The 14,093-nt window shown below is 73.3% G+C and carries 11 protein-coding genes; 6 read left to right on the top strand and 5 right to left on the bottom strand.

Features of this window, described 5'->3' with window-relative positions; all coding sequences use genetic code 11:
* Positions 1 to 27: 27 nt before the first annotated feature.
* Positions 28 to 393, bottom strand: coding sequence for a hypothetical protein (locus tag IE295_RS31810; protein WP_190067272.1), 366 nt, complete (start codon positions 391 to 393; stop codon positions 28 to 30).
* A gap of 248 nt (positions 394 to 641) precedes the next feature.
* Between IE295_RS31810 and IE295_RS31805 the strand changes: the two genes are divergently transcribed.
* The 4 genes from IE295_RS31805 to IE295_RS31790 all read left to right on the top strand — a co-directional run bounded on the left by IE295_RS31805 (position 642) and on the right by IE295_RS31790 (position 4,723).
* Positions 642 to 3,137 carry a sensor histidine kinase gene (locus IE295_RS31805; protein WP_190067271.1) on the top strand — a complete coding sequence of 832 codons (2,496 nt, stop codon included), beginning with the start codon at positions 642 to 644 and terminating at the stop codon, positions 3,135 to 3,137.
* Positions 3,134 to 3,595 (top strand): roadblock/LC7 domain-containing protein, encoded by a 462-nt coding sequence (locus tag IE295_RS31800; RefSeq protein WP_190067270.1) that lies wholly within the window; start codon positions 3,134 to 3,136, stop codon positions 3,593 to 3,595. Before IE295_RS31805 ends, IE295_RS31800 begins: the two co-directional genes overlap by 4 nt.
* Positions 3,596 to 3,603: 8 nt before the next feature.
* Positions 3,604 to 4,002, top strand: a complete 399-nt coding sequence (locus IE295_RS31795; protein ID WP_190067269.1) for a DUF742 domain-containing protein — start codon at positions 3,604 to 3,606, stop codon at positions 4,000 to 4,002.
* Positions 4,003 to 4,117: 115 nt separating this feature from the next.
* Entirely contained in the window at positions 4,118 to 4,723 is a 606-nt protein-coding gene (locus tag IE295_RS31790) for a GTP-binding protein (RefSeq protein ID WP_190067268.1), read from the top strand.
* Positions 4,724 to 4,729: 6 nt separating this feature from the next.
* Here the strand turns inward: IE295_RS31790 and IE295_RS31785 are convergent, their stop codons facing one another.
* Both IE295_RS31785 and IE295_RS31780 read right to left on the bottom strand, forming a co-directional pair.
* The gene (locus tag IE295_RS31785; RefSeq protein WP_190067267.1) at positions 4,730 to 5,518 is read right to left on the bottom strand and encodes a M15 family metallopeptidase; all 789 of its coding nucleotides are present in this window, start codon (positions 5,516 to 5,518) and stop codon (positions 4,730 to 4,732) included.
* A gap of 60 nt (positions 5,519 to 5,578) precedes the next feature.
* Positions 5,579 to 7,936: a glycoside hydrolase family 31 protein gene (locus IE295_RS31780; RefSeq protein WP_190067266.1), complete on the bottom strand. Its 2,358-nt coding sequence runs from the start codon at positions 7,934 to 7,936 to the stop codon at positions 5,579 to 5,581.
* A 209-nt stretch (positions 7,937 to 8,145) separates the two neighbouring features.
* Here IE295_RS31780 and IE295_RS31775 point away from each other — a divergent pair, with 209 nt between their 5' ends.
* The gene (locus IE295_RS31775; protein WP_190067265.1) at positions 8,146 to 10,164 is read left to right on the top strand and encodes an acetoacetate--CoA ligase; all 2,019 of its coding nucleotides are present in this window, start codon (positions 8,146 to 8,148) and stop codon (positions 10,162 to 10,164) included.
* A 109-nt stretch (positions 10,165 to 10,273) separates the two neighbouring features.
* Positions 10,274 to 11,170, top strand: coding sequence for a DUF8829 domain-containing protein (locus tag IE295_RS31770; protein ID WP_190067264.1), 897 nt, complete (start codon positions 10,274 to 10,276; stop codon positions 11,168 to 11,170).
* Between the two features lie 96 nt (positions 11,171 to 11,266).
* Here the strand turns inward: IE295_RS31770 and ptsP are convergent, their stop codons facing one another.
* Both ptsP and IE295_RS31760 read right to left on the bottom strand, forming a co-directional pair.
* Entirely contained in the window at positions 11,267 to 12,937 is a 1,671-nt protein-coding gene (gene ptsP / locus IE295_RS31765) for a phosphoenolpyruvate--protein phosphotransferase (protein ID WP_190067340.1), read from the bottom strand.
* 123 nt (positions 12,938 to 13,060) lie between these two features.
* Complete coding sequence (locus tag IE295_RS31760) at positions 13,061 to 13,510, bottom strand: PTS sugar transporter subunit IIA (protein ID WP_190067263.1); 450 nt, start codon at positions 13,508 to 13,510, stop codon at positions 13,061 to 13,063.
* Between the last annotated feature and the right edge of the window lie 583 nt (positions 13,511 to 14,093).

Below are 14,093 nucleotides of genomic sequence, written 5' to 3'. Positions count from 1 at the left end.
CCCGTGCCGTCCCGGGCGGACGATCCGTCAGGGGAAGCGCGGGCTCCGCGTGCCTCCGCGCACGGGGCGCGCCGTGCTGCTCGGCACGGACACCACGCCGTGCCGCTGGAGCCACACCTGGCGCGTCACCCACACGTCGAGGACGCCCCACGTCGCCGCCACCGTGCTGGCCACCGCGCACAGCACGGCCGGGAACGCGTACCAGGAGCCGGCGAGTGCGAACAATATGGTCACTATGGTCACCACCAGCGTCACCGCGATGATGATTCCCGCGCGCACGGCCGAGGTGCGGACGGGATCGGGCATCCGCGGTCTGCGGGCCGGCTCCTCGACCCACAGCGGCCGGCGGGCACCGTACGACGGGACGTCGCGCGTGCGGTGATCGTGGTCCATCGGCGGCTCACCTCCCCCAGTGGCTGCCCCACCCGGATGCTCCCCAAAAGCACCCGGAAACTATGAGCGAACGACGGCGCCCGGAGGTTCCCGTGCCGGGACGAATTCCGGCGTGCAGGGGAATTCCGGCCAGACCGCCGTCCGTCCGCCGCACTGGCCTTCGAGTCCCGTACCCCGCAGTAGTAGGCTCACGCCGCATTACTGTCGGAACACCACCCCCGTGCGCCGGGGTTGACGTAGGGGAGGCCATGCGCTTTCGCGCGAAGTCGATCCGCCGGAAGATCGTGGCGCTGTTGCTGGTGCCCCTGGTGTCGCTCACCGGGCTGTGGGTCTTCGCCACGGTCATCACGGGCACCGAGGCCGTCCAGCTGCTCTCCGTCGCCGACGTGATGCGCAAGGTCGGCTATCCCGCCGAGGACATGGTCCGGGCCCTGCAGAAGGAGCGCCGCCAGACCCTCGTCCACCTCGCCGACCCCCGCCGCGCCGACGCCCTGGCCGAGCTGCGCGCCCTGCAGCGCGGCACCGACCGGACGGTCGCCGCCTTCCGCTCCGGCGTCGAGGGCGGCGTGCGCGACGACATGAGCGACGACTCGGCGAAGCGTTTCCGCGCCATCGAGAAGAGCCTCGACAGCATCGAGGGCCTGCGCCGCCGGGTCGAGGACGACACCATCACCCGCTACAGCGCCTTCCAGGCCTACAACGAGCTCATCGAGCCCTACTACGACTTCCTCGGCAGCCTCAGCGCCCTGCAGGACGCCGACATGGACAAGCAGGGCCGCGCCCTGGTCGGCCTCACCCGCGCCCGCGAGGCCGTCTCCCGCGAGGACGCCCTGCTCGCCTCCGCCCTCGCCGCCGGCAGCATGAGCCGCCAGGACCTGCGCGCCGTCTCCGACCGGATCGCCGAGCGCCGCATCCTCTACAGCACCAACCTGGTGCTGCTGCCCGTCAACGACCAGAAGACGTACGACGACTACTGGCGCGGCGGCAACGCCCAGGCCCTGCGCGCGGCCGAGGACGCCGTGGTCCTCGCCGGCGCCTCCCGCGCGGTCCACGTCATCGACGCCCAGCGCTGGCAGGCCGCCGCCACCCCCGTCCTCGAGGACCTCGGCCGGATGGGCACCGAGGCCAGCGACCGGTTCGGCGACCGCGTGGAGCCCGTCGCCATCGGCGTCCTGACCAAGGCCGCGGTCGCCGGCGTGCTCGGCCTCGCCGCCCTCGTCTGCTCGCTCGTCATCTCCCTGCGGGTGGGCCGGGGCCTGGTGCGGGACCTGCGGCGGCTGCGCAAGGAGGCCCACGAGGTCTCCGGCGTCCGGCTGCCCGCCGTGATGCGCCGCCTCGCCGCCGGCGAGCGGGTCGACGTCGAGACCGAGGCCCCCCGCCTCGCCTACGGCCCCGATGAGCTCGGCCAGGTCGGCCAGGCCCTCAACACCCTCCAGCGGGCCGCCGTGGAAGCCGCCGTCAAGCAGGCCGACATGCGCCGCGGCGTCTCCGCCGTCTTCGTCAACCTCGCCCGCCGCAGCCAGGTCCTGCTGCACCGTCAGCTGACCCTGCTGGACGCGATGGAGCGCCGCACCGAGGACACCGACCACCTCGCCGACCTCTTCCGCCTCGACCACCTCACCACCCGCATGCGTCGCCACGCCGAGGGCCTGGTCATCCTCTCCGGAGCCACCCCCTCCCGGCAGTGGCGCAAGCCCGTGCGGCTCATGGACGTCGTCCGCGCCGCCGTCGGCGAGGTCGAGGCCTACGAACGCATCGAGGTGCGCCGCCTGCCCCGGCTGGCCCTGAGCGGCCCGGCCGTCGCCGACCTCACCCACCTCCTCGCCGAGCTCCTGGAGAACGCCACCGTCTTCTCCCCGCCGCACACCGCCGTCCAGGTCCACGGCGAGCGCGTCGCCAACGGCTTCACCCTCGAGATCCACGACCGCGGCCTGGGCATGAGCCCCGACGCACTCCTCGAGGCCAACCTCCGCCTCGCCGAGACGCCCGAGTTCGAGCTGTCCGACACCGACCGCCTCGGCCTCTTCGTGGTCAGCCGGCTAGCCCAGCGCCAGGGCGTGCGCGTCTCGCTGCAGACCTCCCCGTACGGCGGCACCACGGCCGTGGTGTTCCTCCCCGCCGCGCTGCTCACCCAGGCAGGGCCCGCGCGCGGCACGGGGCACCCGGACGAGGACACCGGCTCGCGCCCCGTCCCGCTGCCGCGGCCGGGCACCGAGCGCGGGGTGCCCGCCATCCCGTACCGGGAGGAGCCCGGCCCGGCCGACGGACTGCAGGCCTTCGGCGCGCTCTTCGACGTCGAGCCCACGCCCTCGCCGTTCGAGGCCGGGCCGGGCGACGGCACGGACGGCTCCGGCGGCGGCACGGTCGGCGGCATCCTGCGCCGCCTGGCCCAGGAGCCCCCGGCCGGCGGCGAGCACCAGCAGGCGGATGAGGGCCCCGCCCCGCTGCCGCGCCGCAGGCGCCAGGGGCAGCCGGGCGGCGAGGCGCGGGAGCACACCCCGTCCGGCGGCCTGCCCCGCCGCGTGCGCCAGGCCAGCCTCGCTCCCCAGCTCAAGGAACCCACCGCCCGGTCCCGGCCCGTGCCCGACCCGGCGGGCCCGGACGCCGACCGCGACGCCGACGAGGTACGGGCCAGGATGACGGCCCTGCAGCGCGGTTGGCAGCGGGGCCGGGAGGACAATGGGGCCACGAACCCGCCGAGCACACCAGCACCAGGAACGACAACTGAGGGGGACGGTCGATGACCGCACCGAAGGCCGCGATACGCAACGCTTCGTCAACCACGGGCCCGGACCGGCCGGCCACCGCCACGGGAGACCTCAACTGGCTCCTCGACGACCTCGTCGAGCGGGTCGGCAGCATCCGCAAGGCCCTCGTCCTGTCCGGCGACGGCCTGGCCACCGGCACGTCGAAGGACCTCAGCCGCGAGGACGGCGAGCACCTGGCCGCCGTCGCCTCCGGCTTCCACAGCCTCGCCAAGGGCGTGGGCCGGCACTTCGACGCCGGCCAGGTCCGCCAGACCGTCGTCGAACTGGACCAGGCCTTCCTGTTCGTCACCGCCGCCGGCGACGGCAGCTGTCTGGCCGTCCTCGCCGACGCCGACTCCGACATCGGGCTGGTCGCCTACGAGATGACGCTGCTCGTCAAGCGCGTGGGCGCGCACCTGGCCACCGCTCCGCGGGCCGGCGCCGCCGGCGAGTGACGGGCGGCATGACCGGAGACCATTGGTACGACGACGCGGCGGGCCCGGTGGTCCGCCCGTACACCATGACCCGGGGCCGCACCCGCGGCCCCGGGGAGGACCGGCTCGATCTCATCGCGCTCGTCGTGGCCGAGGACTTCCTCACCGACCACCCCGACGACGTGCACGCGGCCGCCGACCGGACCCTGTCGCCGGAACACCTCGACATCGCCGGCCTCGTCCGGCACGCCCCCCAGTCCGTCGCCGAACTCGCCACCGGGCTCGACCTCCCGGTCGGCGTGGTGCGCGTGCTGGTGGGAGACCTCATCGACGGCGGGTACGTGCGCGTCTCGCGCCCCGTGCCGCCGGCCGAACTGCCCGACGAGGGCATCCTGCGCGAGGTCATCGAGGGCCTGCGCGCGCTGTGACCGACCCGGCCGGCCTCGGGGCCGGCCGGGGGTTGTCCAGCGGCCGCCCTTACGGAACGATCACTACCGCGGGGGAGCGCGATGACGCACTGACCCTGAATCGGAGGAAGAACCCATGGTGTTCGGGCGCACTGACCGCCGCAAACAGAACGCGGTCACTCCCTTGGCCCTCAAGCTCCTGGTCGCCGGCGGCTTCGGCGTGGGCAAGACCACCCTGGTCGGCGCCATCAGCGAGATCAAGCCGCTGCGCACCGAGGAGCTGCTCACCGAGGCGAGCCGCCCGGTCGACGACACCTCCGGCGTCGAGGCCAAGCGCACCACCACCGTCGCCATGGACTTCGGCCGCATCACCCTCCGCGACGACCTGGTCCTCTACCTCTTCGGCACGCCCGGCCAGAACCGCTTCTGGTTCCTGTGGGACGAGCTGGCGCAGGGCGCGCTGGGCGCCGTCGTCCTCGCCGACACCCGGCGGCTGGAGGACTGCTTCGCCGCGGTCGACTACTTCGAGCGCCGCGGCATCGCCTTCACCCTCGCCGTCAACTGCTTCGACGGCGCCGAGCGCCACCCCGAGGAGGCCGTGCGCGACGCGCTCGACCTCGACCCGGGGGTGCCCGTCGTGATGTGCGACGCCCGCGAGCGCGAGTCGGTGAAGGAGGTCCTCGTCTCGGTCGTCGAGCACGCGCTGGCCGGCGGGGCGTCCCGCAGCCCCGCCACGGTGTGAGCCGGCTCAGCGGACGGGGAAGTCGAAGTACGTGCCGGGGTACGGCTCCCCGCGCAGGGTGTAGTGCCACCACTCCTCCGCGAGATTGACGAACCCGGCGTTCTCCATGGTGGTCTTCAGCAGCATCCGGTGCGCCCGCTGCCGGCCCGTCACGCGCGGGTCGAGGGTGTGGGAGAGGGTGTCGAAGCAGTCGAAACCGGTGCCCATGTCGAGGGAGTTGTCCGGGAAGCGCAGCGCCTTCGGCGCGAAGCACGGCACGAGCGGCTCGCCGGGCACGTACGGCCGCGTGGGCAGGGCCGGCAGCCGCACGATCGTCAGGTCCAGCGTGCTGCCCCGGCTGTGCCCCGACTTCGCCGCGATGTAGCCGTCCTCGAACAGCCGTGACTTCTCCACGCGCGGATAGAACTCCCTCTTCATCCGCACGTCGTCCAGGTCCTTCGCCCACGCCACGAAGTCGTTCACCGCGCGCTGCGGGCGGTAGCAGTCGTAGACCTTGAGGGTGTGGCCCTCGCGCAGCAGCACCTGCTGCGCCCGGTGCAGCGCCTCGGCGGCCGGGCGCGTGAGCAGGCAGCGGGGGCGCAGATAGCCCTCGACGCGGTGGCCGGTGAAGTTGTGGACGGTGGCGTAGCGCATCTCCTGGACGATGGTGGGGTCCACGTCCGCGAGCGCCACGAAGCCCGGCGGCGGCCCGGAGTCCCGCTCCGCCGCGCCGGCGGCGGGAGCGGGCGTCACGGTGGCGACCAGCGCCGCCAGCGACAGGGTCATGACACGCCATACGGCGGAAAGACTCGGCATGACCCTCCACTTACCAGCCGCACCGCCCACCGCGGAAGAGGACGAACACCCCCGTCCCCCTCAGGTGCGCATCCGCACCCGGTACGCCACCTCCGGCACACCCTCCTGCTCCACCGTCACCACCCCGCCCCGCGCCCGCGTGGTGAAGCGCACCACCTCCGGCCGCTCCCACCCCGCCCCCGCGTCCGTGATCAGCACCCCACCGCCCGTACGCCCCGGAGCCGGCGCCCACACCTCCAGCTCCACCTCCCCGTCCGCACCCGCCACCGGCACCACCGACCCCGCCCGCGCCAGCACCGGGATGCGCGACGGCGGCGCGTCCAGCAGCACCTGCCCCGGCCCCTCGTACGCCCGGCCCGTCGCCGTGTCGTACCACCGCCCGCGCGGCAGCCGCACCGCCCGCTGGTCCGCCCCCGCCTCCAGCACCGGCGCCACCAGCAGCGCGTCCCCCAGCAGGAACTCGTCCTCGCAGTCCCGCAGCGCCCGGTCCTCCGGCGACCGCCACCACACCGGCCGCACGTACGGCGCCCCCGTGCGCTGCGCGAGATGGGCCAGCGTCACGAAGTACGGCAGCAGCCGCGTCCGCTCCCGCAGCGCCGCGCCCGCGTGCTCGAGCACCTCGGCGCCGAACTCCCACGGCTCCCGCCGCCCCGCCGTCATCGCCGCGTGCGTACGGAACAACGGCAGGTACGCCCCCAGCTGGAACCACCGCAGGAACAGCTCGGGGGAGGGGAACCCGGTGAACCCCCCGATGTCCGGCCCCGAATACGGCACCCCGCACAGCCCCAGCCCCAGCACCAGCGCCAGCGAGGCCCGCAGCCCCGGCCACCCCGTCGCCACGTCGCCCGACCACGTGCCGCCGTAGCGCTGCATGCCCGCCCACCCCGAGCGCGAGAAGAGGAAGGGCCGCTCCTGCGGCCGCAGCGCGCACAGTCCCTCGTAGCCGGCCCGCGCCATCGTCAGCCCGTACACGTTGTGCGCCTCGCGATGGTCCCCGCCGCGCCCCTCCAGCGCGTGCCGGGAGGAACGCGGCAGCGTGGGGTCGCCGAACGCGGCGAAGGACACCGGCTCGTTCATGTCGTGCCAGAACCCGGCGAAGCCCTGCGCCAGCCGCTCCGCGTACAGCCCGCCCCACCAGCGGCGCACGCCGGGATCGGTGAAGTCGGGGAACACCGCCTCGCCCGGCCAGACCTCGCCGCGCACCAGGCGTCCCCGCGCGTCCTTCACGAACGCGTCCTCGGCCACCCCCTCGTCGTACACCGCCAGCCCCGGCTCCGCCTTCACCGCCGGATCCACGATCGACACCAGCCGCACCCCCTCCTCCCGCAGGCCGGCCGCCAGCCCCGGCAGATCGGGAAACCGCTCCCGGTCCACCGTGAACACCCGGTGCCCCCGGTAGTGATCGATGTCCAGGTGCAGCGCCGACAGCGGAAGCCCACGCTCCAGATAGCCCGTCACCACCCGCCGCACCTCCCGCTCGCTGCCGAAGCCCCAGCGGGCGTGCTGGTAACCCAGCGCCCACGACGGCGGCAGCGCCGCCGCGCCCGTCAGCGCCGCCCACCCGTGCAGCACCCGCGCCGGCGTGCCCACCAGCACCCAGTAGCGCAGCGGCCCCCCGTCCATCCGGATCTCGCAGCGCCCCGGCCGGTCGTGCCCCGACCCCGCGCCCTCCTCGCCCTCCCACAGCGTCACGCGGCCGTCCCACGTGTTGTCGTGGAACGCCAGGTGCGTCCCCGCGTCCGCCACCACCAGCTGCACCGGCATCGTGATGTACAGCGGATCCTCCCCAGGCTCGAAGGCCCCCGGGTCGGTGTTCCACAGCCGGTACGAGCCGTCCCGCAGCCGCGGCCCCGCCGCCCGGCCGCCCAGACCGAAGAACCGCCCGTCCGCCGGCACCTCCGACCGCTGCGTCCACCGCGCCCCGCCCGGCTCCCGCGCCGCCGGCTCCCACCAGCGCGGCGGCAGGTCACGGCGCAGCAGCACCCCGCCCGGCGTGCGCACCTCCACCGCGCCGTGCCGCGAGACCACCACCAGCACCCGCTCGGACACCACCCGCCAGCCGCCGTCGGTGTCCGGCTCCAGCACCGCCCGGTCATCCGCCTGCGGAAGGCGCCCGTCCAGCGCGTACGACGGCTCCGGCGCCGCGTCGTCCCAGCCGCAGAACACCGCACCGCCCGCCGCCACCCGCACCCGCAGCGACGACCGCGCGAACCGCACCACCCCACCGCCCGGCTCCGCGTCCGCCCCCACCACCGCACCCGGCACCCGCGCCCGCCCCGCCCCCGGCCGGGGCAGCCCCACCGCGTCCACGCGCTGCCTGCGCCACGCCGACCGCACGGACCGCAGCCCCTGAGCGCTCCCCACCACCCGCAACGCGGCCATCCACTTCTCCGACCGCACAAGGTCACCAGCGTCCATGCCGCTCACCCTGCCACCGCCCCTGACCGGCGCGCGCACCGTTCAACTGCCGTTCACCCCCTCAGGGCCCCACCCCCGCCGACGTGATCTGCGGCGCCAACCCTGGTGTCCGAGTCGATCACGTGGCATCGTCCTGGTCAGCCACGCCACGCGCACATCCCGCCGTGCGCGCGGCGCCGCCCACGACGCGCAGAAGCCCGGGAGCAGCCATGACCACCGCACCGCAGCCCGTCGACCGGCCGGAGCCCCTGTGGACCCCCGGCACGGAACGCATCGACCGCGCGCAGGTCACCCGCTTCCACGCCTGGGCGGCGGACCGGCACGGCGCCCCCGCCCCGGTCCCCGGCGACCCCGGGGCGAGCTACCGCGCACTGCACCGCTGGTCGGTGGAGGAGCTCGAGCGCTTCTGGCAGGCCGTCACCGAATGGTGCGAGGTCCGCTTCGCCACCCCCTACGAGCGGGTGCTCGCCGACCCCTCCATGCCCGGAGCCCAGTGGTTCCCCGGCGCCACCCTCAACTACGCCGAGCACGCCCTGCGCGCCGCCGAGGACCCCGCCACGGCCGGCGAGGCAGCCCTGCTCCACGTCGACGAGACCCACGAGCCGCGCCCCGTCACCTGGGGCGAGCTCCGCCGCCAGGTCGGCTCGCTCGCCGCCGAACTGCGCCGCCTCGGCGTACGCCCCGGCGACCGCGTCAGCGGCTACCTGCCCAACATCCCGCAGGCCGTCGCCGCCCTCCTCGCCACCGCCGCCGTCGGCGCCGTGTGGACCTCCTGCGCCCCCGACTTCGGCGCCCGCAGCGTCCTGGACCGCTTCCAGCAGGTCGAACCCGTCGTCCTGTTCACCGTCGACGGCTACCACTACGGCGGCAAGCGCCACGAACGCGCCGACGTCGTCGCCGAGCTGCGCGCCGAACTGCCCACCCTGCGCGCGGTCGTCCACATCCCGCTGCTCGGCACCCCGGCCCCCGAGGGCACCCTGGAATGGGACGCCCTGACGGCGGCCGACGTGGAGCCCGTCTTCGAGCAGGTCCCCTTCGACCACCCGCTGTGGGTGCTCTACTCCTCCGGCACCACCGGCCTGCCCAAGGCCATCGTCCAGTCCCAGGGCGGCATCCTCCTCGAACACCTCAAGCAGCTCGCCCTGCACTGCGACCTCGGCCCCGGCGACCGCTTCTTCTGGTACACCTCCACCGGCTGGATGATGTGGAACTTCCTCGTCTCCGGCCTCCTGGTCGGCTCCACCGTCGTCCTCTACGACGGCAGCCCCGGCCACCCCGACACCGCCGCCCAGTGGCGCGTCGCCGAACGCACCCGGGCCACCCTCTTCGGCACCTCCGCCGCCTACGTCATGGCCTGCCGCAAGGCCGGCGTCCACCCCGCCCGCGACTTCGACCTCTCCACCGTCCGCTGCGTCGCCACGACCGGCTCCCCGCTGCCGCCCGACGGCTTCCGCTGGATCCACGACGCGTTCCACGAAGCGGGGGCGGGGGACATGTGGATCGCGTCGGTGAGCGGCGGCACGGACGTCTGCAGCTGCTTCGCGGGCGCCGTGCCCACCCTGCCCGTGTACATCGGCGAACTCCAGGCCCCCTGCCTCGGCACGGACCTGCAGGCCTGGGACGCGCACGGCAAGCCCGTCACCGACGAGGTCGGCGAGCTCGTCGTCACCAACCCCATGCCCTCGATGCCGGTCCGCTTCTGGAACGACCCCGACGGCAGCCGCTACCGCGAGAGCTACTTCGAGATGTTCCCCGGCGTCTGGCGGCACGGCGACTGGATCACCCTCACCTCACGCGGCACCGTCGTCATCCACGGCCGCTCCGACTCCACCCTCAACCGCCAGGGCGTCCGCATGGGCTCCGCCGACATCTACGAGGCCGTCGAACGCCTCCCCGAGATCCGCGAATCCCTCGTCATCGGCGTCGAACAGCCCGACGGCGGCTACTGGATGCCGCTCTTCGTCCACCTCGCACCCGGCGCCACCCTCGACGACGCGCTGCTCGACCGCATCAAGCGCACCATCCGCGAGCAGCTCTCCCCGCGCCACGTCCCCGACGAGGTCATCGAGGTCCCCGGCATCCCCCACACCCTCACCGGCAAGCGCATCGAGGTCCCCGTCAAGCGCCTCCTCCAGGGCACGCCCCTGGAAAAGGCGGTCAACCCCGGATCCGTCGACAACGTCGCCCTGCTGGACTTCTACGAGCGGCTCGCACGCGAACGCCGCTGACCTGCCAACCCCGCTGACCTGCACAAATGGTCGGACGTCGGCCGCTGTCAGTGCCCTCGGTTACGGTGAGTGAGCATCGATCACGCGCGCCGAGGGCAAGGGGGAGCTCATGCCGCACACCGACAACGGCCGGAGCCGGAAGCGACAGAACGCACGCCGCGCACTGCGCGGCGAAACACCCAGCACCGTGGCCGTCCTCGCGGACGAGAAGGACTTCGCCGCCATGCGGCGCTACACCTCCTTCCTCTTCGACGACCACGCCACCTACCTGCGGCACGTGGAGGAACTGCTGCGCTCCATGACCGCCCAGGGCACGTACACCAGCGTCACCCTCTTCGACCCCGACGACTACGAGCGCTACTGCGCCAACCGCCACCTGAACCCCGACACCGCCCTCAGCCGCACGCGCTACACCGCCGACGTCGCGGCGGCCGGCACCAAGGTCCCGTACGAAGGCCAGTCCCTGGCCCGCCTGCTGCCCCGCCTCATCGACGAGGCCGAACAACAGGCGACCTGGGAGTACGCCTCCGCCCTGCTCTCCGCCGGCGGCGGCTGCGCCACGTGCGGCGAGGACATCGGCCGGGCCGCCTTCGCCCGGGCCTCCAGGGCCCTGCGCCTCATCCTCGAGGCCGTGGGGGAGGGGGCGCACCACCTCGTCTGCAGCGTCCCCACCGGGGAGGGGACGCCGCTGATCGCCGTGCTCCACGCCGAGTGCCGCGACGGCAGCCTCCACCTGGGCGAGGCCGCGGCCCTGGTGTTCTGCACGGTGCTCGCCGCCGGCTTCGCCATCGACCGGCCCGGCGGAATCGTCCTGCGCTCCAGCCTCACCGGCCGGCCCGACACGGTCCGCGGCTGGGGCTTGAGGGACGGCGGGCTGCGACCCCTCACCGAGGCCGAGGTCTTCGACGCCTACTGCACCGACGCCGAGACCGGCGAACCCGTGCCGCCCGAGCACGGCGTCGAGTACCGCGCGGGGATCCCGCTCGACCTGGAGGGGGACGCGTAAGGGAGGCACAAAGAGGAAGGGGTGCCCCCACCACTCGGGCGGGGGCACCCCTCACTTCACGCGGCTCACTTCACGCGGCCGGTCACACCGCCCGGATCACTCGCCGGACAGCACGGCCTGCGCGGCCAGACGGGCCTCCTCGGCCGTGTCCGTGGCACGCGCGGCAGCGGCGGCACGCTCGCACTGGGCGAGCGTGTGCTTGGCAAGCGTGGCACGGACGTAGGGGATCGAGGCGGCACCCATGGACAGGCTCGTCACGCCCAGACCCGTCAGCACACAGGCCAGCAGCGGGTCCGACGCGGCCTCACCGCACACGCCGCAGCTCTTGCCCTCGGCCTTGGCGGCCTCGGCCGACGCGGCGACCAGGTCGAGCAGCGCCGGCTGCCACGGGTCCTGCAGACGCGAGACCGCGCCCACCTGACGGTCGGCGGCGAAGGTGTACTGCGCGAGGTCGTTCGTGCCCAGCGAGAGGAACTCGACCTCCTGCAGGATCGAACGGGCACGCAGCGCGGCGGAGGGAATCTCCACCATCGCGCCGAACTTCGCCCGCAGCCCCGCCTCGCGGCAGGCGTCGGCGAAGGCCCTGGCGTCCGTACGGTCCGCCACCATCGGGGCCATGACCTCGAGGTAGACCGGCAGCCCCTCGGCCGCCTTGGCCAGCGCCGTCAGCTGCGTCCGCAGCACCTCCGGGTGGTCCAGCAGCGTCCGCAGACCCCGCACGCCCAGCGCGGGGTTCGGCTCGTCGGCCGGCGTCAGGAAGTCCAGCGGCTTGTCCGCGCCCGCGTCCAGCACCCGCACGACCACACGGCCCTCGGGGAACGCCTCGAGCACCTTGCGGTACGCCTCGACCTGCTTGGCCTCCGACGGCGCCTTCGCGCTGTCGTCCAGGAAGAGGAACTCGGTACGGAACAGGCCCACGCCCTCCGCACCCGCCTCGACCGCCGCCGGAACGTCCGCCGGACCGCCGACGTTCGCCAGCAGCGGCACCTTGTGCCCGTCCGACGTCGCACCCGGACCGGACGACGCGGCCAGCGCCGCCTTGCGCTCCTCGGCCGCCTTCGTCAGCTCGGCGCGCTTCTCCGGGCTCGGGTCGACGAAGATGTCACCCGTGCTGCCGTCCACGGCCACCACCGTGCCCTCGGCAAGCTCCCCGGCACCCGGCAGCGCCACGACCGCCGGCACCCCGAGCGCACGCGCCAGGATGGCCGAGTGGCTCGTCGGCCCGCCCTCCTCGGTCACGAAGCCCAGCACCAGCGTCGGGTCGAGCAGCGCGGTGTCGGCCGGCGCCAGGTCCCGCGCGATCAGCACGTACGGCTCGTCGCTGTCCGGCACGCCCGGCATCGGCACGCCCAGCAGGCGCGCGACGATGCGGTTGCGCACGTCGTCCAGGTCGGCCACGCGGCCGGCCAGGTACTCGCCCGCGTTGGCGAGCAGCGCGCGATAGGCGGCAAAGGCGTCGTACACCGCGCGCTCGGCGGTGCTGCCGACGGTGATGCGCCGTTCGACATCGGCCATCAGCTCGGGGTCCTGGGCCATCATGGCCTGGGCCTCGAGCACGTGCTGGGCCTCGCCGCCGGCGAGGTTGCCGCGCGCGATCAGATCGGCGGCCACGGCCTCGACGGCCTGACGCGCCCGCCCCTGCTCACGCGGCGCCTCGTCCGTCGGAATCTGCTTGGCCGGCGGCTCCAGAACCGCCGTGCCCATGTGCCGCACCTCGCCGATCGCCACACCGTGGCTCACGCCGACGCCTCGCAGCGTTGTCTCCATTTCACCCGTCTCCGGTTGGATGCGGCGGATCGTGCCGCCGCCGTGGATGTCGTACGTGCCGCCGGCCGTCAGTGATGTCGTCACCAGTGACGTCGACGGCTTGGGGTCACTGCAGGTGAAACGTCACTGCCAGGTGAAGAGGGTGTCGCCGGCCTTGAGGTCGCCGTCCTCGCGGACGTCGGCCAGGGCGTCGGGCGTGGCCTCGAGCGCGACGATCGGGCAGACCGGGGACTTGCCGGCCTCCTCGACGGCGACCGGGTTCCAGCGCACGACCTCCTGGCCGCGCGAGACGGTGTCGCCCTTGTTGACGAGCAGCTCGAAGCCCTCACCGTTCAGCTGGACGGTGTCGATGCCGAGGTGCGTCAGCACGCCGTGGCCCTCGGGGTCGACGACGACGAACGCGTGGGGGTGGAGCGAAACGATGACGCCGTCGATGGGGGAGACCGCGGCGTGGGGCTCACGCACGGGGTCGATAGCGGTACCGGGTCCCACCATCGCGCCGGAGAAGACCGGGTCGGGCACTGCCGCGAGTCCGATGGCGCGTCCGGCGATCGGGGACGTCACGGTGGTCATGGGAAGCCTCCCAGAGGTGGAGAATCATCACGCGCCGTCACTACCTGTCCTGGACGGCGCACTGGTCGGAAGCCTAAGTCATAGGAACTGAGGATTCCGCACGAGCGTGCGCACGGGAGGCCGTGTGCGCTGAGTAATCGATTTGCCTCGCCTCAGGGAGGCATGTACTGTCAGATCCCTGCCCACGACCGAGGCCCGCAGTCAACTGCTGGCAAGGCGAGGGCGGCCTCCATTCGGATGAGATCCAATTCCTGGATCCGCTGGTGCTTTCTGCATGCCTTCGTGCATGAGGAAACGGGCGGTGAACGGGTCGGAAAAGTCCTGATAGAGTGGTGGAACACCGAAGGGAAGCGCCCGGAGGAAAGCCCAGTGAATACCACTGAGTGAGTACAAAGGAAGCGTCCGTTCCTTGAGAACTCAACAGCGTGCCAAAAGTCAACGCCAGATATGTTGACACCCCGTCCATCTCGATGGATGAGGTTCCTTTAAAAGTCCTGCCGGATCCGATTAAGGATTGGGTAGGCACACACAGCGAGGACGCTGTGAACGACCGGGCCTATTCCGCCTGGTTGTTCCGCTCTCG

The sequence above is a fragment of the Streptomyces griseocarneus genome (assembly GCF_014655595.1).
GTDB lineage: Bacteria > Actinomycetota > Actinomycetes > Streptomycetales > Streptomycetaceae > Streptomyces > Streptomyces griseocarneus.
The sequence above is the reverse complement of the archived record's forward strand: the minus strand, read 5'-3'. Positions and strand labels throughout refer to the sequence as shown.